This is a genomic window from Microlunatus sp. GCM10028923 (assembly GCF_042666975.1).
Taxonomy (GTDB): Bacteria; Actinomycetota; Actinomycetes; order Propionibacteriales; family Propionibacteriaceae; genus Microlunatus.
In genome coordinates, this window is sequence record NZ_JBHTFF010000009.1 from 83632 (window position 1) to 105309 (window position 21678).

Here is a 21678-nt window from a genome sequence, read left to right on the forward strand (position 1 = left end):
TCAGCGGGGTGGTGCCGGGTCCGGACCGGAGGAGTAGACGGCCCGGATGGTGCTGAACTCGGGCACCCGGCCGCGGTCCGGGGAGAACCTGATGAACTCGCGGGCCGGCACCGTACGGCTCGGTTCGGTGCTCCGCAGCACGGTGAAGCCGGCCTCCTCGAGCCGCTCCGTGGCGTCCGCCGGGCTCAGCCCGGACAGCGCGGGCAGTTCGACCTGCCGGCCGTCGGTCAGGTCCCGCGGCGGCGCGGTGAACCGGGTCTCCGGCTTCCCCTCGAGGTATTCCTCCATCGCCGGTTTCCAGATCTCCTGGCCGGCGTCGCCGCTGCCGGAACCCTCCAGCACGTAGCCGGTCGACGGCACCCGGTAGCCCTTGACGCCGCCGGACCGGAAGTCGTCGCCGCCGCGCCGGAACGGCTCCCGGGTGACGTCGACGGAGATCATCGCCGCGCCGGCGATCTCGGGCGTGTAGCCGGCGAACGAGACGGCCTGGTTGCCGCTGGTGGTGCCGGTCTTCCCGGCCTGCGGCCGGCCGTCGTCGGTGGCGACCCGTTGCCCGGTGCCGGCTGTCATCACGCTGGCCAGCAGGTCGTTCATCGCGTTCGCGACGTCCTCGCTGATCACCCGTCGGCAGTTCCCGGACGGTACGGCGAGGCTGCTGCCGTCCGGCCTCGTGATCGACTCGATGATGATCGGGTCGCAGTGGATCCCGCCGGAGGCGAACGTCGCGTACGCCTCCGCCAGCGACAGCGGGCTGATCTCCACCGTGCCGAGGGTGAACGACGGCTTGTCCTGGTAGGAGGACAGCGGCTGGCCTTCGGTGGTGCTGACGATGCCGAGCTTCTCGGCCATCTCGACCACCCGGCACATGCCGGTGTCCAGTTCCAGCTGGACGTAGTAGGTGTTCACCGAACGCTGCGCTGCGCGGTACATGTCCATCTCGCCGTTGGTGCCGGTGGAGTTGGACACCTTCCAGTCGCCGTACACCTTGCCCTGCCCGTCGCAGGTCTCGAACGTCTCGCCGGAGAAGTCCATCGTGGCCCGCGCGTCGTACCGCTTGCTCAGCGGAATGCCCTTCTCCAGCGCGGCCGCGGAGGTGATCGCCTTGAACGTCGAGCCCGCCTGGAAGCCGCCCTGCTCGCCGATCGCGTAGTTCCAGTAGGTCTCGCCCTGCTCGGCGTCGTCACCCATCTCCGGCCGGCTCTGCGCCATCGCGACGATCAGGCCGGTGCCAGGCTGGATCATGTTCATGGTCGCGATCACCGGGTCGGTCGGGCCGACCACGTCGCTGACCGCCTGCTGGGCGATGTCCTGGGTCTCCGGATCGATGGCCGTCCGCACCGTCAGGCCGCCGCGTTTGATCAGGTTCTCCCGGTCCTCGGGTGTCGCGCCGAGGCTCGGCGTCTGCCTCAGCGCGTCGTACACGTAGTCGCAGAGGAACGGGTAGTCGGTGCCGACGCAGCCGTTCCGGGTGTTCCGGACCAGGTCGGCGTCGAACCCGGTCTTCTTGGCCGCGGCCACCTCGGCCGGCCCGACCGCGGACAGCTCGGCCATCCGGTTCAGCACCACGTCGCGGCGTTCCAGCGCCGCGCCCTCGTTGACCACCGGGTTGATCTGGGTCGGATTCTGCACCAGGCCGGCCAGCATCGCCGCCTGGGCCAGGGTCAGTTTCGCGGCCGTGGTGTCGAAATAGTGTTTCGCCGCCGCTTCGACTCCGTACGCGCCGTCACCGAAATAGGCGATATTCAGATAGCGCTCCAGAATCTGGTCCTTGGACCATTCCTGTTCCAGGGCGATGGCATAACGTAATTCCTGGATTTTCCGTTCGTACGTGCTCTCTTGCGCGGACCGGACGGCGGCCTCGTCACCGCGCCGCTTCGCCTCGTCGATCAGCACCATCTTCACGTACTGCTGGGTGATGCTGGACCCGCCCTGGGTGACCCCGCCGGACACCTGGTTGGTGAGGAAGGCGCGCAGCGTCCCGATCGGGTCCAGCGGGCCGTGCTCGAAGTACCGATGATCTTCGATGGCCAGCAGCGCGCGCGTCATCACCGGCGCGATCTCCTGCAGGGGCTTGTAAATCCGGTTCTCGGCGTAGAAGTAGGCGAGGACATCGCCGTTGACGTCGAGGATCGTCGTTCGCTCCGACTGGGCCGGCACCTCGAAGTCCGCGGGCAGGTTCTCCAACTGGTCCGACGCCGCTCGCGCGCCGAGTCCGAGGCCGCCCGCGAACGGCGCCACCAGGGCGGCCACCAGCAGCCCGGCGAGGGCACTGACGGCGACGAAGAGGACAGCCGAGGAAATGACGCGGACGACGCGCCGGGCGGACCGGAGCATTCTGTGCAGAGTAATCGCGCAGGCTGTGAATTCCAGGCGCCGATCACACAGGTTCTCTGCGGAACTCGGGCCGTCGATTCTTCGTTGAAATGTATTCGAGAACTCACGCGGTTTGCGGAATTCCGTACTGCCGTTCGGGGCGCGCCAGGCGGCCAGGTTGCGGTGCCGGGCCGGTCGCGGAAGACTCGACGCGCTCCCTCGTCCGACCGCGCCGATGACAGACCAGCGGGGTGGTGGTCTAATGCACGTACCACAGCCAGTTCCGGTCCGCAATCGCTCGGCGACGGTTCGTTAGTGTGGCCGTGGCGGGGGAATCACCCGACAGAGCTCATCTTGTACGAGGAGTGGAATCAAGCATGACGGTACGTGTTGGCATCAACGGCTTCGGCCGAATCGGCCGCAACTTCTTCCGTGCGGCGCTGGCTGCCGGCGCCGACCTCGAGATTGTGGCCGTCAACGACCTCACCGACAACGCAAGTCTTGCGCACCTGCTGAAGTACGACTCGATCCTGGGCCGGCTGCCCGGTGACGTCGTCGCGACCGACACCGACATCTCGGTCGACGGCAAGGCGTTCAAGGTGTTCGAGGAGCGGGACCCGGCTGCGCTGCCGTGGGGCGACCTGGGCGCCGACGTGGTGGTCGAGTCCACCGGCATCTTCACCGACGCCACCAAGGCGAAGGCGCACATCGACGGCGGCGCCAAGAAGGTGATCATCTCCGCTCCGGCGAAGAACGAGGACCTGACCGTGGTGCTCGGCGTGAACGACGACGCCTACGACCCGGCCAAGCACAACATCATCTCCAACGCGTCCTGCACCACGAACTGCCTGGCGCCGATGGCCAAGGTGCTGAACGACGAGTTCGGCATCGTCAAGGGCCTGATGACGACCGTGCACGCCTACACGCAGGACCAGAACTTGCAGGACGGTCCGCACAAGGACCTGCGCCGGGCCCGGGCCGCCGCGCTCAACGTGGTGCCCACCTCGACCGGCGCCGCGAAGGCGATCGGCCTGGTGCTGCCGGAGCTGAAGGGCAAGCTGGACGGCTACGCGCTGCGCGTCCCGGTGCCGACCGGCTCGGCCACCGACCTCACCTTCGAGGCCGGCCGGGAGACCACCGTCGAGGAGGTCAACGCTGCGGTGAAGGCTGCCGCGGAGGGCGCCATGAAGGGCTACCTGCGTTACACCGAGGACGAGATCGTCTCCAGCGACATCGTCACCGACCCGGCCTCCTGCATCTTCGACTCCGGCCTGACCAAGGTGATCGGCAACCAGGTCAAGGTCGTCGGCTGGTACGACAACGAGTGGGGCTACTCCAACCGGCTGGTCGACCTGGTCGGCATCGTCGGCAAGAGCCTCTGACCGACCCACCGAGCTGTCCCTCCGCCCGCCGGAGGGACGGCTGGGTGAACACTTCGCGGACTGCCGGTGCCCTCTGATCGCCGGGCACCGGCCGTCCGCCGGGTCGCCGCCAGCCACGGATTCCGTGCCGCTACGGTGATCCTGAACCGCGCCGCCGACTCCGGCCGGAGCGCGAACGAGCCGTCACAACCGCTGCGACCTGCCGCGAAACGCCTGCGGCGCTGACGTCCGGCGAGGAAAGGACAACTGGTGAAGAGCGTTGATGATCTTGGGGACCTGCGCGGGAAGCGGGTCCTGGTCCGGTGCGACCTGAACGTTCCGCTGGACGGTGACCAGATCACCGACGACGGGCGGATCCGGGCCTCGCTGCCGACGCTGACCAAGCTGCGCGAGGCCGGTGCCAAGGTGATCGTGCTGGCGCACCTGGGCCGGCCCAAGGGTCAGGTCAAGCCGGAGTTCTCGCTGGCGCCGGCCGCGAAGCGGCTGGCCGAGCTGCTCGACACCGAGGTCGCGCTCGCCGAGGACGTCGTCGGCCCGTCCGCGACCAAGATCACCGCCGACCTCGCCGACGGCGCCGTGGCGATGCTGGAGAACGTCCGGTTCGAGCCGGGCGAGGAGTCCAAGGACGAGGCGGTCCGCGGCGAGCTGGCCGACAAGTACGCGGCGCTGGGCGACGTGTTCGTCTCCGACGGCTTCGGTGTGGTGCATCGCAAGCAGGCCTCCGTGTACGACCTCGCCGCCCGGCTGCCCGCGGCCGCCGGCACCCTCGTGTTCGCCGAGGTCGAGGTGCTGCGCCGGCTGACCGAGGAGCCCGCCCGCCCGTACGTGGTCGTGCTCGGCGGCGCCAAGGTCTCCGACAAACTGGCCGTGATCGACAACCTGATCAAGACCGCCGACACGCTGGCGATCGGCGGCGGAATGGTGTTCACCTTCCTCGCCGCGCAGGGCCTCGAGGTGGGCAAGAGCCTGCTCGAGGAAGATCAACTCGAGACGGTGAAGGGCTACCTGGAGCAGGCGGAGCAGTCCGGCAAGCGGATCGTGCTGCCGACCGACATCGTCATCGCGCCGGAGTTCAAGCAGGATGCGCCGCCCACCGTGGTCGCGGCCGGCGCGATCCCGAGTGATCAACTCGGGCTGGACATCGGCCCGGAGTCCGGGCAGGCCTTCGCCGAGTTGATCAAGGACGCCAAGACCGTGTTCTGGAACGGCCCGATGGGCGTGGCCGAATGGGAGAGCTTCGCCGCCGGCACCAAGGCCGTGGCGCAGGCCCTCACCGAGGTGGACGGGCTGTCCGTCGTCGGCGGTGGCGACTCGGCCGCTGCCGTCCGTGATCTCGGGTTCAGCGACGACGACTTCTCCCACATCTCCACCGGGGGCGGGGCGTCGCTGGAATACCTCGAAGGCAAGGAGCTTCCGGGGCTCGCCGTACTCGAAGAGAAGAAGGACTGAACCGTGGCACGCAAGCCCCTGCTGGCCGGCAACTGGAAGATGAACCTGAACCACGTCGAGGCGGTCGGCCTGGTCCAGAAGCTTGCCTGGACGCTGGAGGACAAGAAGCACGATCCGGATAAGTCCGAGGTCGTCGTGCTGCCCCCGTTCACCGACCTGCGCACCGTGCAGACGCTGGTGGAGGGCGACAAGCTCAAGCTCGGCTTCGGCGCCCAGGACGTGTCCGAGCACGCCGGCGGGGCGTACACGGGCGAGATCTCGGCGGCCATGCTGGCCAAGCTCAACTGCGCGTACGTGACCGTCGGGCACTCCGAGCGGCGCCAGTTCCACGCTGAGGACGACGCGGTGGTCAACCGCAAGTCGAAGGCCGCGCTCGGCGCCGGGATCACGCCGATCATCTGTGTCGGCGAGGGTCTCGAGGTGCGTCAGGCCGGCGAGCACGTGGCCTACACGGTGACCCAGCTGGACGGCGCCCTGGACGGGCTGTCCGCCGAGCAGGTGGCCGGGCTGGTGATCGCGTACGAGCCGGTCTGGGCGATCGGTACCGGCGAGGTGGCCACGCCGCAGGACGCCCAGGAGGTCTGCGCCGCGATCCGGTCCCGGGTCGGCGAGCTGCACGGCGCCGAGGTGGCGGACCAGGTGCGGGTGCTCTACGGCGGCTCGGTGAAGGCGAACAACGTGGCGGCGATCATGGCGCAACCGGACGTGGACGGCTGTCTGGTCGGCGGCGCGAGCCTCGTTGTCGAAGAATTCGCCGCGATTTCACGCTTCTACGCCCTGCCAGTGATCTGACCAATCCCGTCCCCGTCGGGGGTGAGATTCGGTCAATCTTTGGGTTAGAGTACCTCGGTGATTGTTGCGCCCGTTCCGATGATGACCGTGCCTGTGTTGGTCTTCTCGATCCTCCTGGTGATCACTAGCGTGATCCTGGCCCTGTTCATCCTCATGCATAAGGGGAGAGGCGGCGGTCTCTCAGACCTGTTCGGCGGGGGAATGTCGACGTCCATGGGCGGAACGTCCGTGGCGGAGCGCAATCTGGACCGACTGACGATCATCATCGCAGCGGTTTGGCTGGCCAGCATCGTGGCCTTGGGTCTGCTCTACAAGCTGCAGAGTTGAGCGCGGATCATCTCCGCTGCCGCTCCGTTTCGGCTTGATCATCGCTTTCCTGTGCTCGACATCTGAGGGAGATTTCTACCGTGGCTAGTGGGAGCGCCATCAAGGGCAGCCGTGTCGGCTCCGGCCCGATGGGCGAGGCGGAGCGTGGCGAAACGGCTCCGCGGCTCTACGTTTCGTACTTCTGCGCGAACGCGCACGAGACCAGACCGGCCTTCGCGGCCGAGGCACAGATCCCGGACACCTGGGACTGCCCGCGCTGTGGCCTGCCGGCCAACCTGGACTCCGACAATCCGCCGCCCCCGCCGCGGATCGAGCCGTACAAGACGCACCTCGCGTACGTGAAGGAACGCCGCACCGACTCCGAGGCGGACGACATCCTCAGCGAGGCGCTGCAAGCCCTGCGGGACCGCCGCGCTCGCGGCGAAGTGATCTACTGATCAACCTTTGAAGGGCCTCGCCGCGGTGCGGATCGCGGCGAGGCGGTACGGCCTGCGGATTTCATGATCATGATCGACTGCGGATCAGCTTGATCAACTTCGCTCCCGTCGACGCGAATACGGCGCCCGCGGACGTCGTCTTCGGCTTCGCACAGGTCAGACAGCATGCGTTCGACCGACGCTCAGCGGAGAACCTCGTCGAGCGTCTTCGCTTTGAGGACGCGCGAGAGCCAGGTCGCGAGCTGGGCTGGGGATGCGCCCCGGACGGCCACGACGGTCGCGTGTGGGAGCGGGCCGAACTTTTCGCTGAGCTGCCCTTCCAAAGCGTGTGCGAGAGCCTCGGCGCGGAGCATCTCGGCAGTGGTCATGTAGGCCTCCTCTGCGGTCGGTCCAAGTTGGCTGAACAGTTCGTGTAGTTCCTCGGGGCGTGACTCGCCCGCTAACTCAATGTACGTCACCAGCGCCCGGAAGTCCTCGAGCCCACCGCTGGTCTCGAGGATCGCGCGGAGGTCGTCGGCCCAGGGCCGCAGGTCGTCGGCGAGGTGGGTGTTGCCGGACGCGATTCTGAGCAGCAGCAGCGCCATCCGGGCGGACGGAGTGAGTGGCCGGCCGCGCAGGTCCTGCGGGTCGATGAGGGTCAGATCGTCCAGCAGGAAGCGAAACCGAGGCTGATAGGCCGCCACCGCGTCCCAGGCGTCGGCGTCGAGGTCGAGCAGGTCGGCGAGGTCGGTCGGGCCGGTCCACGGGCGACGGTTGTGGTGGACGACCAGGGGCAGGACGGGCGGCAGCCGGGTGGCTCCGTGGTGGTCCTTGAGATAGCGGTCCCAGATCCGCACGACGTACTGCAGCATGCGGAACGGCATGGTCGGGTCGGTGCGGCTCTGGTGCTCGACCAGGACGTAGATGAAGGATTCGCTGCCGTCCAACGGAGCCGAGAACAACAGATCCGAGTGGCGCCAGCTGAGGTCGGTATCGACGAAGCTCGCCGGGACCCGGGTCAGTTGATCAAGGTCCAGCCGTGCGACCAACTCGGCGGGAAACACCGAGCGGAGCTGGGAGGCCGCGTTCGCCGGCTCGCCGAGGACGCGGCGGAACACCGCGTCGTGATGGTGGCTGGGCTGCGACATGGGGCCAACCTAGGGCGCGGTGCCGACGTTTCGTACACCGTCCGGATCGACTGGGCACAACAGCAGCGACACGCCGCAAAAGAGCCTGCTTTTGTGCCCAGTCAGCGTTAGAAAACTCCGCGCTGAGTGAGGTCGGCGGGGAGTTCGGTGGCGGCGTCGCGGTCCAGCAGCCACAAGGTACGGTCTCGGCCGCGGGCTCCGGCGCCGGGGACCTGGACCGGGCCGGTGCGGAGCAGGGCCAGGGCGACGGCCTTGGCCTTGTCGGCGCCGCTGACCAGGAACCAGACCTCGGCCGAGTTGTTGATCACCTCGAGGGTCAGGCTGGTCCGTTCCGGCGGCGGCTTGGGGGAGGAGCGGACGGCGATCACCCGGCCCGCCTCGTACGAGGATGGGTGCTCCGGGAAGAGGGACGCGACGTGACCGTCCGGGCCGAGGCCGAGCAGGCAGATGTCGAAGCCGGCGTCGCCGAGTTCCTCGTCGTACGCCTCGGCGGCGGCATCGAGTTCGGTGCCGTCGGCCGCGGGCATCGGGTGGATCCGGTCGGCCGGGATGCCGAGCGGGGCGAGCAGGGCGATCGCCGGCTCGGCGTTGCGGTCCTCGCTGTCGGCCGGGACGAATCGCTCGTCGCCCCACCACAGCTCGACCCGGTCCCAGGCGACGGCGGAGTTGCCGCCCTCGGCGGCGAGCCGCTGATAGGCCCGGGTGGCGATCCGGCCGCCGGTCAGGCAGAGCCGGACCACCTGGCCGGTCGCCTGCAGCTCGACGATCCGGGCCAGCAGCCGGGCCACCAGGGCCTCGGCGACGGCGTCCGCGTCGGCGTGCAGCAGGACGCTCCCGTCGTTCACCGGGCGGCCTTCCTGGTGCTCTTCTTCGCGGCCGACGTCTTCTGGGCGCTGCCTCGGGCGGCCGCGGTCTTCTGGGTCGCGCCCTTCGCCGCGGCGGTCCGCTGCCCGGCGGACTTCTTGGCGGCGGACTTCTTGGCCGGGCCGCGGCCGTTCTGCCGCCGGTACGCGTTCAGGGTGGCGGCGAAGACGTCGTCGTGGTCCATCCGGCGCAGTTCCTCGGTGATCAACTCGGTCACCTCGCGGCGCTTCAGCGCGACCAGCCGGTTCGGCTGGCCGGGGACCGAGTAGGAGGCCAGTCGGCCGTCCGGCCGGGTGATCGCGATGTCACCGGCCGCCGTGGTCATCCGGACGGCCGTGATGCCCGGCCCGTCGCTCGGGCGCAGCTTGACCTCGACCTTGAGCCGGGCCCGCAGCCAGGCGGCCAGCAGCTCGGCCGACGGGTTGGACCGCTCGGCCTCCACCTCGGCACCGCGGATCCGGGCCGGGTACTGGTCCAGCGACGCCGCCAGCAGTGCCCGCCAGGGCGTCAGCCGGGTCCAGCTCAGGTCGGTGTCGCCCTCCTCGTACGTCTCGGCCCGCTCCCGCAGCGCCGCCAGCGGCCGGGTCCCGGTCGCCGAGTCGGTGATCCGCCGCCGGGCCAGCTGAGCGAGCTCGTCCTGGGCCGGGTTGTTCGGGCACTTCCCGGGCCACCAGATGACCACCGGCGAGTCCGGCAGCAGCAGCGGCCGGACCACCGACGCCTGGTGCCGGGCCAGCTCGCCGCGCATCCGGATGATCACCACCTCGCCGGTGGTGCCCTCGCCGATCCGTACCTCGGCGTCCAGACCGGCCCGCCGGCCGTTGCCGGACACGACGAGCAGGATCCGGCAGGGATGCTCCCGGCCGGCCGCGACGGCCGACTCCAGGGCGTCCTGGTAATGATCTTCGTCGGTGACGATGATCAAGGTGAGCACCATGCCCATGGTGGGGGCGCCGGCGTTGCGCCGGGCCCGCAGCAGGGCGCTGGAGATCTTCGCCGACGTGGTGTCGGACAGACTGATGATCATGCTGCGTCCTCTCGGTTCATGATCACGGCCGGCGCCAGGAGAACCCGTCACGAGCCAGCATCTGGTTGGCCTCCTCGGGTCCCCACCCGCCCGGCTGGTACGTCTCGGGGCGGGTGCCGAGGCTGGCCCAGTAGTCCAGGATCGGGTCCAGGATCTGCCAGGACAGCTCGACCTCCTCGTGCTGCGGGAACAGCGGCGGGTCGCCGAGCAGGACGTCCAAGATCAATCTCTCGTACGCCTCCGGGGAGGACTCGGTGAACGAACCGCCGTAGGCGAAGTCCATGTTGACCTCGCGGATCTCCATCTGGGTGCCCGGCACCTTGGCGCCGAACCGGAGCGTGACGCCCTCGTCCGGCTGGATCCGCAGCACCAGGGCGTTGTAGCCGAGCTCCTCGGTGTCGGTCTCGGTGAACGGCAGGTGCGGCGCCCGCTTGAAGCCGAGCGCGATCTCGGTGACCCGGCGGGCCAGCCGCTTGCCGGTGCGCAGATAGAACGGCACCCCGGCCCAGCGGCGGTTGTCGATGTCGACCCGGATCGCGGCGTAGGTCTCGGTCGTCGAGTCGGCCGGGATCCCGTCCTCGTCGCGGTAGCCGCGGACCTTCTCGCCGCCGGCCCAGCCGCCGCCGTAGATGCCGCGCGCGGTGTGCTTGGCCAGGTCCCGCGGCGGTCGCGCCGCCGCCAGCACCTTCTGCTTCTCCGCCCGCAACTGGCGCGCCTCGAACGAGGTCGGCTCCTCCATCGCGGTCAGCGCCAGCAGCTGCAGCAGGTGGTTCTGGATCACGTCCCGGGCGGCACCGATGCCGTCGTAATAGCCGGCCCGGCCGCCGATGCCGACGTCCTCGGCCATGGTGATCTGCACGTGGTCGACGTAGTTGTTGTTCCAGACCGGTTCGAACAGCTGGTTGGCGAAGCGCAGCGCCATCAGGTTCTGCACCGTCTCCTTGCCCAGGTAGTGGTCGATCCGGAACACCGACGACGACGGGAAGACGCTGGACACGACCTGGTTCAGCTCGCGGGCGGTCTCCAGGTCCTGGCCGAACGGCTTCTCGATCACCACCCGGCTCCACCGGCCGGGCAGCTGGTCGGCCATGCCGTGCTCGCGCAGCTGGCCGACCACGGTCGGGAACAGGCCGGGCGGGATGGACAGGTAGAAGGCGTGGTTGCCGCCGGTGCCGCGGGCCTCGTCGAGCTCGGCGATCGTGCTGCGCAGCCGCGCGAAGGCCTCGTCGTCGCCCAGCTCGCCGCGGACGAACCGGATGCCCTCGGAGAGCTGCTTCCACACCTCTTCGCGGAACGGCGTCCGGGCGTGCTCCTTGACCGCGTCGTGCACGATCTTGGCGAAGTCCTGGTGCTCCCACTCGCGGCGGGCGAACCCGACCAGCGCGAACCCCGGCGGCAGCAGCCCCCGGTTCGCGAGGTCGTACACGGCCGGCATCAGCTTCTTGGTGGACAGGTCACCGGTGACGCCGAAGATCACCAGCACACACGGCCCGGCGATCCGGGGCAGCCGGCGATCCTGCGGATCCCGGAGCGGATTGGGACGCCCCTCAGTGATCATCAGGCGTTGCTTCCCGAGTTCGAGGCGGCCGTGGCGGCGTCCAGGGCCGCGGTCACGGTGTCGACCAGTTCGGTCCAGGAGGCGGCGAACTTCTCGACGCCCTCCTGCTCCAGGACGGCCACCACGTCGTCGTACTCGATGCCGAGCTCGGCCAGCCCGTCCAGCACGGCCTGCGCGTCGGCGGCGGTACCGGTGACGGTGTCGCCGCGCACCTCGCCATGATCGGCGAACGCCTGCAGGGTCTTCTCCGGCATCGTGTTCACGGTGTCGGCGACGACCAGCTCGGTGACGTAGAGGGTGTCCGGGTAGTCCGGGTCCTTGGTGCCGGTGGACGCCCACAGCGGCCGCTGCCGCCGGGCCCCCTTCGACTCCAGCGCGGCGAACCGGTCGCCGCCGAACTCCTCCTCGAACAGTGCGTACGCGAGCCGCGCGTTGGCGATCGCCGCCTTGCCGCGCAGCGCCTTCGCCAGCTCGGAGCCGATCTCACCCAGCCGCCGGTCCACCTCGGTGTCCACCCGGGACACGAAGAACGACGCCACCGAATGGATCTGAGCAAGATCACGACCGGCCGCGGCCGCCTGCTCCAGGCCGGTCAGGTAGGCGTCGATCACCGCGCGGTAGCGCTCCAGCGCGAAGATCAGCGTCACGTTGACGTTGATCCCCTCGGCGATCGCCGCGGTGATCGCGGGCAGCCCGGCCTCGGTGGCCGGGATCTTGATGAACGCGTTCGGCCGGTCCACCAGCGCCCAGAGCTGCTTGGCCTGGGCGATGGTGCCCTCGGTGTGGTGGGCGAGCCCGGGATCGACCTCGATCGACACCCGGCCGTCCACGCCGCCGGTCGCCGCCGCGGTGGCGGTGAGCACGTCGCAGGCGTTGCGGACGTCGTCGGTGGTGATCTTGGTGATCGCCTCCGCCGGCGTCGTGTCCACCGCGGCGAGTTCGGCGATCTGCTCGTCGTACGCCGTGCCCTTGCTCAACGCCGAAGCGAAGATCGTCGGGTTGGTGGTGACCCCGACGACGTGCGAGTCCTTGATCAATTCGGCCAGGTTCCCGGTGTTCAGCCGCTCCCGGGACAGGTCGTCCAGCCAGATCGAGACGCCGGCCTCCGACAGTGCCTTCAGTCGATCGGTCATGCCAGTAGCTCCTCGGGGTGAGTTAGCGATCCTGCAGGTTCGGCACGTCGTCCCCCGGACCGATCGGGCCGGAGGCGGAGGCGTGCGCCGGGGCCGGCCCGGTCAACGCCTTGGCCGCCGTCAGGCTCTCCTCGGCCGCCGCGGCGACGGCCTCGGAGGTGAAGCCGAACTCCTTGAAGACGGTGCCCGCCGACGCGCTCGCGCCGTAGTGGTCGATGCTGACGATCCGGCCGGCGTCGCCGACCAGGTCCCGCCAGCCCTGCCGTACGCCGGCCTCGACGCTGACCCGGGCCCGTACCTGCGGCGGGATCACCGAGTCGCGATAGTCGTCGTCCTGGGCGTCGAACCATTCCTTACAAGGCAACGAGACCACTCGGGCGGCTATTCCCTTGGCCTTGAGTTGATCTTGGGCGGCGACGGCCAGCTGCACCTCGGAGCCGGTACCGATCAAGATCACGTCCGGCTCGCCGTCGGCGTCGCGCAGCACGTAGCCGCCCTTGGCCACTCCGGAAGCGTCGGCGAACCCGTCGGTGCCGCGGGGGTAGGTCGGCACGTTCTGCCGGGTCAGCGCCAGGCCGGCCGGGCGGTCGGTGTTGGACAGGATCGTCGCCCACGCCACCGAGGTCTCGTTGGCGTCCGCCGGCCGGACCACGTCCAGGCCGGGGATCGCGCGGAGGGCAGCGATCTGCTCGATCGGCTGGTGGGTCGGGCCGTCCTCGCCGACGCCGATCGAATCGTGCGTCCAGACGTACGTCACCGGCAGCTTCATCAGCGCCGCCAGCCGCACCGCGGGCCGCATGTAGTCGCTGAAGACCAGGAACGTGCCGCCGTAGGGGCGGGTCCCGCCGTGCAGCACGATGCCGTTGAGGATCGAGCCCATCGCGTGCTCGCGGATGCCGAAGTGCAGCGTCCGGCCGAACGGGTTGCCGGGGAACTTCTTGGACTGCCGGTCGTCGGGCAGGAAGCTCGGCTGGTTGTCCATCGTCGTGTTGTTGGAGCCGGCCAGGTCGGCCGAGCCGCCCCACAGCTCGGGCAGGACGTCGGCCAGCGCGTTCAGCACCTTGCCGGAGGCGGCCCGGGTGGCCAGGCCCTTCGGGTCGGCGTCGAAGGTCGGGAACGCGGCCGCCACGTCGTCCGGCAGCGCCCGGGCACTGAGCCGGTCCAGCAGCGCCTTCCGCTCCGGGTTCGCCTGGGCCCAGGCCTCGAAGCCCTTGGTCCACTCGGCCTCGGCGGCGGCGCCGCGCTCGCCGAGCTTGCGGGCGTGCGCCAGCACCTCGTCGGCCACCTCGAAGGACTTGGCCGGATCGAAGCCGAGCACCTCCTTGGTCGCCGCGACCTCCTCCTCGCCGAGCGCGTTGCCGTGCGCCGCGTACGTGTTCTGAGTGGTCGGGGCCGGCCAGCCGATGATCGTCTTCAGCTCGATGAAGCTGGGCTGGTCGGTCACCTCGCGGGCTGCCGCGAGCGCCGCGTCGAGGGCGGCGACGTCCTCGACGTAGTTGGTGTCGTCGTTGGTCCAGTCGACGGTCTGGACATGCCAGCCGTACGCCGCGTACCGGGCCGCGGTGTCCTCGGAGAGGGCGATGTTGGTGTCGTCCTCGATCGAGATCTTGTTGCTGTCGTAGATCAGGGTCAGGTTGCCCAGCCGCTGCGTCCCGGCCAGCGAGGACGCCTCGCTGGCGATGCCCTCCTCGATGTCGCCGTCGGAGGCGAGGACGTAGATCTGGTGGTCGAACGGCGAGGTGCCCGGGGCCGCCTCGGGGTCGTACAGGCCGCGCTCGCGGCGGGCGGCCATCGCCATCCCGACCGCGTTGCCGACGCCCTGGCCGAGCGGCCCGGTGGTGGTCTCGACGCCCGGCGTGTGGCCGTGCTCGGGGTGGCCGGGGGTCTTCGAGCCCCAGGTCCGCAGCGACTTCAGGTCGTCCAGCTCGAGGCCGAAGCCGCCGAGGAACAACTGCAGATAGAGGGTGAGGCTGGAGTGCCCGCAGCTGAGCACGAAGCGGTCCCGGCCGATCCAGGACGGGTCGTTCGGGTTGTGCCGCATCACCTTCTGGAACAGCAGGTACGCGGCCGGGGCCAGACTCATCGCCGTTCCGGGATGTCCGTTGCCGACCTTCTGTACGGCGTCGGCGGCGAGCACCCGGACGGTGTCGATCGCGCGCGCGTCCAGCTCGGTCCAGCCCTCCGGCAGCACCGTCTTCTCTGTGGTGTTGGTCACTCGGTTCCCCTTGCTCGTTCCAGGCGATGAACAGGCCTGAGCCTACTCGGAGCGGACCTCCGCGTCGTGCCAGGGCGGAGCCGTGGACACGAGCTTGCGGGCCGAGTGTGCGCCCGCCGACCGGGGACCCTAGACTGCCGGAGGCGGACCGCCCACCGTAGCGGTTTCCGTCGACGAGTTGACCCCCAAGCACGAGTGAGCGAGACAAGTCTGTGACGAGCGTCGAGGTGCCCGGTCCGACAGCGACCGAGCCCCGATCCGACCCGCAGACGGACCAATCGGCCGTCCGCGTCCGCGACGTGCTCGCCGCCTACGTCGGCCTGACCAAGCCCCGGATCATCGAGTTGCTGCTGGTCACCACGGTGCCGGCCATGTTCCTCGCCGCCCGCGGCATCCCGTCGCTGGCGCTGGTCGCGCTGACCCTGGTCGGCGGCACCCTGGCCGCCGCCAGTGCGAACGTCTTCAACTGCGTGCTCGACCGCGACATCGACGAGCGGATGCGCCGGACCCGGCGCCGGCCGTTGCCGCGGCACGCCGTCGGGCCGCGGGCCGCGACGATCTTCGGCGCCGTGCTCGGCGTGGTGTCGACGCTCTGGCTCGGCTTCTTCGTGAACTGGCTGTCGGCGTTCCTGGCGCTGGGCGCGAACGCCTTCTACATCTTCGTCTACACGCTCTGGCTCAAGCGCCGTACCTCGCAGAACATCGTCTGGGGCGGTATCGCCGGTTGCTTCCCGCCCCTGATCGGCTGGACCGCGGTGACCGGGTCGCTGGACTGGGCCCCGTTCATCCTGTTCGGCGTCGTGTTCCTCTGGACGCCGCCGCACACCTGGGCACTGGCCATGCGCTACCGCGAGGACTACGCCGCGGCCGAGGTGCCGATGCTGCCGGTGGTGAAGTCGGCACCGGTGGTCACGAAGCGGATCTGGATCTACTCGCTCGCCACGGTCGGCATGTCGCTGCTGCTCTGGCCGGTGGCCGGGACCGGCTGGCTCTACCCGCTGGTGGCGGGTGTGCTCGGCGCCGCGTTGATGGTCGAGGCCACGCTGCTGGTCCGGCGCGCCGTGCAGGGACGTACGGACGCCGCGCTGAAGCCGATGCGGCTGTTCCACTGGTCCAACTCCTACCTGGCGCTGCTGTTCGTCGCCGCCGCGGTGGATCCGCTGATCTTCGGCTGATCCCGTCGAGGGCCAGGGAAACTCCTGGCCTGTTTTGCATCCTCCAGGTGAATTTGTGGCATCGAGGGGTAGCGGCGCGCCCTCTCCTCGGGGTTGACTCGGATCTGCAGGCAGCATCCGACTCGACTGCGAGGAGACGAATGATGTGCACTGACCACGAACCCACCAGGTCGACCCTGCGGAGACGCGGCTTCCTGCGCGGCGTCGGCATCGCCGGGCTCGGCGTCGCGGGCGTCGGGGCGATCGGCGTTCAGCCGGCGTTCGCGGCGACCTCCCAGAACGGCTGGCCCGCGGCCGAGAACCTCGCCGTGAACCGCGACTTCAACGTGGGCGGCGTGAAGTTCCCGCAGGGCGTCGCGCCGGGCGCTCCCGAGACCATCCTCGGCTTCGTCGCCCGGCAGTACGTCGACACGGTCGAAGCGCTGATCGTGCCCGGCTGCTGGGGCTTCAACTACCGCACCATCGGCGGCGGCACCACGCTCTCCAATCACGCCAGCGGCACCGCGCTCGACTTCAACGCCCCGAAGCATCCGCAGGGCAGCCGGGGCACCTTCAATTCCGCCCAGGTCTCGGCGATCCGCGCGATCCTGAACTACTGCGGGGGCGTCGTGCGCTGGGGCGGTGACTACAGCGGCACCGCCGATGAGATGCACTTCGAGCTGAACAAGCCGCCCGGCGACCCGGCCGTGGACGCCCTGGTGACCAAGATCGGCGGCACTCCGCCGCCCCCGCCGACCATTCAGGAAGGCAGCACGGGCGAAGCGGTGAAGCGGGCCCAGACGGCGCTCAACGCGAAGGGCGGCTACGGTCTCGTCGTCGACGGCGTGTTCGGCGCCAAGACGAAGGCCGCCGTGATCGACTTCCAGACCAAGAACGGCCTGACGGCGGACGGTATCGTCGGTCCGAAGACCTGGGAGAAGCTGCTCGCCTGACCCCTTGACGGAGAGGAAACGATCATGAGAGTCAAGAAGTCGATCATGGGCGTCATCCTCGGGGGTGTCGCCGCGGTCGCGCTGATCGCGGGCATGATCATCGTCGGGACGACCGGCTCCGCCCGCGCCGAGGATCCGGCCACGTTCTTCGCGGCCGCGAAGGACCCGGCCCAGGCCGGTGAGCGGGAGTTCGGCGTACCGGCGTCGGTGGCGATGGCGCAGGCGGCGCTGGAGTCCGGCTGGGGCGAGTCGTCGCTGACCAAGGAGGGCAACGCCTACTTCGGGATCAAGTGCGGCACCGACAACGGGCCGATCTCCAACCGGTGCATCGAGAAGGTGACCCAGGAGTGCGATCCGCAGGGCAACTGCTGGGACGAGGTGGCCCTGTTCCGTGGGTACGCCAGCGCCGTCGACTCGTTCCGTGATCATGGACACTTCCTGCGGAACCGGCCGCGTTACGCCGCCGCGTTCGATCACACGGGCAACCCGGACCAGTTCATCCGCGAGGTGCACAAGGCCGGTTATGCCACCGATCCGGCGTACTCGGACAAGATCATCTCGATGATGCAGAAGTACGACCTCTATCAGTACAACGTCGGCGGCGGTACGCCGAGCAAGCCGACGATCAAGGAAGGCTCGAAGGGCGACGCGGTCAGCGAGGCACAGCAGCTGCTGAACGCCAAGGGCTCCTACGGGCTCACCGTCGACGGCGTCTTCGGCGCCAGGACCAAGGCTGCGGTGATCGACTTCCAGACCAAGAACGGGCTGACCGCCGACGGCATCGTCGGCCCGCAGACCTGGGCGAAGCTGCTGGCCTGAATCGCCGTTCGCCGGGGTGGTGGCGGGGTAGCTTGGCGCCATGCAGATCTCCATCGACACGAGCTACCTGCCGCACCAGGATCCGGACGCGTCGCTGAGGTTCTACCGCGACGCGCTCGGGTTCGAGGTGCGCAGCGACGTCGGCAAGGGGGCGATGCGCTGGATCACCGTCGGCCCGCCCGGGCAGCCCGGCATCTCGATCCTGCTGGCGCCGCCCGGTGCCGATCCGGGCGTCACCGACGACGAACGCCGCACCATCTCCTCGATGATGGCGAAGGGCACCTACGGCTGGATCCTGCTCTCCACGCCGGACCTGGACGGGACCTTCGCGAAGGTGCAGGCCACCGACGCCGAGGTGATCCAGGAACCGACCGAGCAGCCGTACGGGGTGCGCGACTGCGCGTTCCGCGACCCGGCCGGCAACCAGATCCGGATCCAGGAGACGCGCTGACCCTCTGCGCATCATGCGCAGCACCGGATGCGCATTTCGCGCAATTCCGGGTTAGGCTGGGGCGGTGGGTGCTGAGCAACGCCGCGAGGAGATCCTGCGGCTGGCCACCGAACTCGGTCCGGCCGGCGTCGACGAACTGGCCGACCGGTTCGGCGTCACCGCGTCGACGATCCGCCGCGACCTGGCCCGGCTGAGCGACAGCGGCCGGCTGGCCCGCACCTACGGCGGTGCGATCGCGGTGCCGGAGACCTCGTGGCGACAGCGCGGTGGCGAGGCGGCCGAGGCCAAACGTTCCATCGCCCTCTGGGCCGCCGGCCGGATCGAGCCGGGCGCCTCGGTACTGCTCGACGCCGGCACCACCGTCGCGCTGGTGGCGCGGCAGCTGCCCGCGGGCCTCGGGCTGACCGTGACGACCGCCAGCATCCCGGTGATCGGCCAACTGCACGGCCGGCGCGACGTCGCCACCGTCTGTCTCGGCGGCCGGATCCGCGCGCTCAGCGACGCCTTCGTCGGGCCGCTCACCGAGGCGGCCCTGGAACGGCTCACCTTCGACGTCGCGTTCCTCGGCGCCGACGGCGTGACCAGCGACGGCGGCCTCTGCGAGGCGGAACCCGAGCAGACCCGGCTCAAGGAACTGATGGCCCGCCGGTCCCGGCAGGTGTACGTGCTCGCGCACGCAGCCAAGCTGAACCACCGGCCGTTCCACGCCTGGGCCCGGCTGGACCGGCCGTGGACCCTGGTCACCGACGCCGGGGCGCCGGACGAGGTCGTGGCCGAGTTCCGGTCCGGCGGCGTCGAGGTCGTGGTCGTACCGTCGGGCCGGCCGTGACGCTCCGGGTCACCGTGATCGGCGACGACCTGACCGGCACCGTCGAGAGCGCCGCCGTCTTCGGTCGGTACGGGTTCCGCGGCACCGTCGGGATCGGCCTGCGGCCGGACGCGCGGCCGGGGCCGGGCACGGTGATCTGGGTGGTCGACACCGACACCCGGCAGCGGCCCGCGGCCGAGGCGACCGAGCGGGCCCGGACCGCGCTCCGGGCGGCGCCGGCCCCGTTGCTGGTCGGCAAGATCGACTCGTTGCTGCGCGGCCGGCTGGTCGCCCACCTGACCGCCCTGGAACCCGACCGGTACCCGCTGGTGTTCGCGCCGGCGCTGCCGGTGCAGCGGCGGGTGGTGACCGGGGGAGTGGCCCGCAGCCTCGACGACGGCCGGCCGATCAGTGCGCCGCTGGCCGAGCTGCTCGCCCCGCTGCCGACCGCCGTGGTGCCCGAGCTCGACGAGCCCGAACTGAGCGAGCGGATTGCGCAGACCGCGCAGCAGGGCCGGGTCGCGCTCTGTGACGCCTCGGACGATGCCGCGCTGGACCGGGTGGTGGCGGCGAGCCTCCGCCTGCCCGGGATTCGCTACGCGGGCTCGGCCGGTTTGGTCGCGGCCCTCGCCCGCCGACTCGCCGCGACGATCCCTGAGCCCGTCGAAGGGCAAGGCCCGGTCCGCCTCGGCACTTCGACAAGCTCAGTGCGCGTTCGCCGGGCTGACCCGTCGGGCTCGGTGGGCGTTCGCCGAGCTGACCCGTCGGGCAGGGTGGGCGTTCGCGGGGCTGGCCTGTCGGGCACGGTGCGCGTTCGGCGGGCCGTCCTCTTCGTCGTCGGTACGGCAGCGCCGACCCTCACCGGACAACTCGACGCGCTCACCGCGGCCGTCGCCGGCACCCGGGTCTGGACCCGGCCGGGCGGGCCTGCGGGCTGGCCGGAGCGGACGGTGGCCGAGGTCCGGTCGCACCTGGCCGGCGGAGCACCGGCCGTGCTCCGGCTGCCCGAGCGACAGTTGCCCGTGCCGACGGATCAGACCGTCGACGCGGACGACGCGAGCCTGGTCGCCGAGCTGGCCGCTGTCACCGAGCAGGTCCTGGCCGGGATCGAGGTGCCCCTGGTCCTGACCGGCGGCCACACCGCCCGCGCCGTGCTGGACCGGCTGGGCATCGCGACCCTGGACCTGCGCGGCGAGATCCACCACGGCGCCGTCGAACTCGGCACCGGCGCGCCCGGCAGCTTGCCTGGCACCGGCGCCGGCCGGACCGTGGTGACCCGCCCCGGAAGCTTCGGCGGACCGGACTCGCTGGTCCGCATCCTCGACCGACTGACCGACCCGACCCGACAGGACCGACGATGACCATGATCAACACCGGAAGCGACCTGCCGTTGGTCGCGGTGACGATGGGCGATCCGGCCGGGGTCGGCCCGGAGATCTGTGTCGGCGCGCTGCGCGGCGACGGGCCGGCGGCCGCGGTGGACCGGTGGTGCCGGCCGGTGGTGATCGGCGACGCGGCCCGGCTCCGAATGGCGGCGCAGCTGCTGGCCGCGCCGGTCGAGGTGATCACGATCAAGGAACCGGGGCAGGCCCGGTTCGCTCCGGGCGTGATCAACACGATCGACCTCGGCCTGGTGCCGGCCGACCTGCCCTGGGGCGAGGTCAGCCCGGTGGCCGGCGACGCCGCGTACCACTTCATCAGGGTGGCTGCCGAGCTCGCCCAGCGCGGCGAGGTCGCGGCGATCTGCACGGCGCCGATCAACAAGGCCGCGCTGCACGCCGGCGGCCACGTCTTCCCCGGGCACACCGAACTGCTGGCCGATCTGACCGGCACCCCCGAGGTGTCGATGATGCTGTCCACCCCCAAGGTCAAGGTGATCCACGTGACCACCCACGTCGGTCTGCTGGACGCGATCGCCATGATCGAACCGGGCCTGGTCGAGCGGACCATCCGGCGCGGCCAGGACGCGATGCTGGGCGCCGGGATCGAGCGGCCGCGGATCGGGGTCTGCGCGATCAATCCGCATGCGGGGGAGAACGGCCTGTTCGGTTACGGCGAGGAGGCGACCAAGATCGAACCGGCGATCGCCGCGGCCCGGGCCGCCGGGATCGACGCGCACGGCCCGCTGCCCGCCGACACCGCCTTCTTCCTGGCCGGCCGCGGCGACTACGACCTGATCGTGGCGATGTATCACGACCAGGGCCACGGCCCGGTCAAGGTGCTCGGCATCGAGGCCGGGGTCAACATCACCGTCGGCCTGCCGGTGATCAGGACCTCGGTCGACCACGGCACCGCGTTCGACATCGCCGGCACCGGCCGGGCCTCGGCCGACAGCATGATCGAGGCCCTCCGCCAGGCCGCGGAGCTCGGCCGCCGCTAGTCGGTCCAGTCCAGCTGCGGCTCCGGTACGCCGACCGTCCGGCCGTGTTCCTGCGCCTCGGCCCGGGCCAGCTGATCACCCCGGCGGTAGCGGAACACCCGGCCCGGGAAGATCACGAAGTTCTCCTCGTCGTTGTGGAAGTCGGCGTACCAGCCCGGCTGGTCGAGCACCCCGGCCAGCGCGTCGGCCAGCTCCACGGCGTGCTCGTCGCCGACCTCGAACACGAACTCGGTCCACACCGGCGGCTGGTCGGCCGAGGCCGTCTTCATCGCGTACCTGCTCAACCGCCGTGTGGTCAGCGGGAACGCCTCCAGGCTGGTCCCGACCCGCAGGCTCTCCATGATGATGGCTCCTTCGTACACCCGTCTGCTCCTCTCGTCGAACCGTCAGCGGGGACGCTACCCGGGGCCACTGACAACAGTCCGAAGCAGCCGTTGAGGAGCATGATCAGCACTTAGGGAATTCCTGAGCCGGTGTTGATCATCACCT

Annotated in this window: 20 protein-coding genes; 12 read left to right on the forward strand and 8 right to left on the reverse strand. The window is 70.1% G+C overall.

Going from position 1 to position 21678, the window contains the following annotated elements; genetic code table 11:
• A complete protein-coding gene (locus tag ACFQU4_RS22010; RefSeq protein WP_377495949.1) occupies positions 1–2334 on the reverse strand; it encodes a transglycosylase domain-containing protein in 2334 nt (777 codons plus the stop codon).
• A 356-nt stretch (positions 2335–2690) separates the two neighbouring features.
• Between ACFQU4_RS22010 and gap the strand changes: the two genes are divergently transcribed.
• The 5 genes from gap (at position 2691) to ACFQU4_RS22035 (ending at position 6700) form a co-directional block, all read left to right on the forward strand.
• Positions 2691–3695, forward strand: coding sequence for a type I glyceraldehyde-3-phosphate dehydrogenase (gene gap / locus ACFQU4_RS22015; protein ID WP_377495951.1), 1005 nt, complete (start codon positions 2691–2693; stop codon positions 3693–3695).
• 249 nt (positions 3696–3944) lie between these two features.
• Positions 3945–5144: a phosphoglycerate kinase gene (locus ACFQU4_RS22020; RefSeq protein WP_377495953.1), complete on the forward strand. Its 1200-nt coding sequence runs from the start codon at positions 3945–3947 to the stop codon at positions 5142–5144.
• A 3-nt stretch (positions 5145–5147) separates the two neighbouring features.
• Positions 5148–5936 (forward strand): triose-phosphate isomerase, encoded by a 789-nt coding sequence (gene tpiA / locus ACFQU4_RS22025; RefSeq protein ID WP_377495955.1) that lies wholly within the window; start codon positions 5148–5150, stop codon positions 5934–5936.
• Between the two features lie 81 nt (positions 5937–6017).
• Entirely contained in the window at positions 6018–6263 is a 246-nt protein-coding gene (gene secG / locus ACFQU4_RS22030; RefSeq protein WP_377496352.1) for a preprotein translocase subunit SecG, read from the forward strand.
• Between the two features lie 80 nt (positions 6264–6343).
• Entirely contained in the window at positions 6344–6700 is a 357-nt protein-coding gene (locus ACFQU4_RS22035) for an RNA polymerase-binding protein RbpA (protein ID WP_377495957.1), read from the forward strand.
• A 182-nt stretch (positions 6701–6882) separates the two neighbouring features.
• On the opposite strand, the gene ACFQU4_RS22040 is transcribed toward ACFQU4_RS22035, so the two are convergent.
• The 6 genes from ACFQU4_RS22040 to tkt form a co-directional block, all read right to left on the reverse strand.
• Entirely contained in the window at positions 6883–7827 is a 945-nt protein-coding gene (locus ACFQU4_RS22040; RefSeq protein WP_377495959.1) for an Rpn family recombination-promoting nuclease/putative transposase, read from the reverse strand.
• Between the two features lie 107 nt (positions 7828–7934).
• On the reverse strand, positions 7935–8672 hold the full coding sequence (gene pgl / locus ACFQU4_RS22045) for a 6-phosphogluconolactonase (protein ID WP_377495961.1): 738 nt from the start codon (positions 8670–8672) through the stop codon (positions 7935–7937).
• Positions 8669–9718, reverse strand: coding sequence for a glucose-6-phosphate dehydrogenase assembly protein OpcA (locus ACFQU4_RS22050; RefSeq protein WP_377495963.1), 1050 nt, complete (start codon positions 9716–9718; stop codon positions 8669–8671). Before ACFQU4_RS22050 ends, pgl begins: the two co-directional genes overlap by 4 nt.
• Positions 9719–9740: 22 nt before the next feature.
• The gene (gene zwf / locus ACFQU4_RS22055; RefSeq protein ID WP_377495965.1) at positions 9741–11276 is read right to left on the reverse strand and encodes a glucose-6-phosphate dehydrogenase; all 1536 of its coding nucleotides are present in this window, start codon (positions 11274–11276) and stop codon (positions 9741–9743) included.
• Positions 11276–12409 (reverse strand): transaldolase, encoded by a 1134-nt coding sequence (gene tal, locus ACFQU4_RS22060; protein WP_377495967.1) that lies wholly within the window; start codon positions 12407–12409, stop codon positions 11276–11278. Before tal ends, zwf begins: the two co-directional genes overlap by 1 nt.
• 22 nt (positions 12410–12431) lie before the next feature.
• Positions 12432–14624, reverse strand: coding sequence for a transketolase (gene tkt / locus ACFQU4_RS22065; protein ID WP_377495969.1), 2193 nt, complete (start codon positions 14622–14624; stop codon positions 12432–12434).
• A gap of 227 nt (positions 14625–14851) precedes the next feature.
• On the opposite strand from tkt, the gene ACFQU4_RS22070 reads away from it, so the two are divergent.
• The 7 genes from ACFQU4_RS22070 to pdxA all read left to right on the forward strand — a co-directional run bounded on the left by ACFQU4_RS22070 (position 14852) and on the right by pdxA (position 21189).
• Positions 14852–15799: a heme o synthase gene (locus ACFQU4_RS22070; protein ID WP_377495971.1), complete on the forward strand. Its 948-nt coding sequence runs from the start codon at positions 14852–14854 to the stop codon at positions 15797–15799.
• A gap of 143 nt (positions 15800–15942) precedes the next feature.
• Positions 15943–16731, forward strand: coding sequence for a peptidoglycan-binding protein (locus ACFQU4_RS22075; RefSeq protein ID WP_377495973.1), 789 nt, complete (start codon positions 15943–15945; stop codon positions 16729–16731).
• Positions 16732–16755: 24 nt separating this feature from the next.
• Complete coding sequence (locus ACFQU4_RS22080) at positions 16756–17550, forward strand: glucosaminidase domain-containing protein (protein ID WP_377495975.1); 795 nt, start codon at positions 16756–16758, stop codon at positions 17548–17550.
• 40 nt (positions 17551–17590) lie between these two features.
• Positions 17591–18001 (forward strand): VOC family protein, encoded by a 411-nt coding sequence (locus ACFQU4_RS22085; protein WP_377495977.1) that lies wholly within the window; start codon positions 17591–17593, stop codon positions 17999–18001.
• A 64-nt stretch (positions 18002–18065) separates the two neighbouring features.
• Entirely contained in the window at positions 18066–18830 is a 765-nt protein-coding gene (locus ACFQU4_RS22090; RefSeq protein ID WP_377495979.1) for a DeoR/GlpR family DNA-binding transcription regulator, read from the forward strand.
• Positions 18827–20170, forward strand: a complete 1344-nt coding sequence (locus ACFQU4_RS22095; RefSeq protein ID WP_377495981.1) for a four-carbon acid sugar kinase family protein — start codon at positions 18827–18829, stop codon at positions 20168–20170. The genes ACFQU4_RS22090 and ACFQU4_RS22095 overlap by 4 nt, the downstream gene beginning before the upstream one ends.
• On the forward strand, positions 20167–21189 hold the full coding sequence (gene pdxA, locus ACFQU4_RS22100) for a 4-hydroxythreonine-4-phosphate dehydrogenase PdxA (protein WP_377495983.1): 1023 nt from the start codon (positions 20167–20169) through the stop codon (positions 21187–21189). The genes ACFQU4_RS22095 and pdxA overlap by 4 nt, the downstream gene beginning before the upstream one ends.
• Here the strand turns inward: pdxA and ACFQU4_RS22105 are convergent.
• Positions 21186–21551 (reverse strand): hypothetical protein, encoded by a 366-nt coding sequence (locus tag ACFQU4_RS22105; RefSeq protein WP_377495985.1) that lies wholly within the window; start codon positions 21549–21551, stop codon positions 21186–21188. The genes pdxA and ACFQU4_RS22105 overlap by 4 nt on opposite strands.
• Positions 21552–21678: the final 127 nt, after the last annotated feature.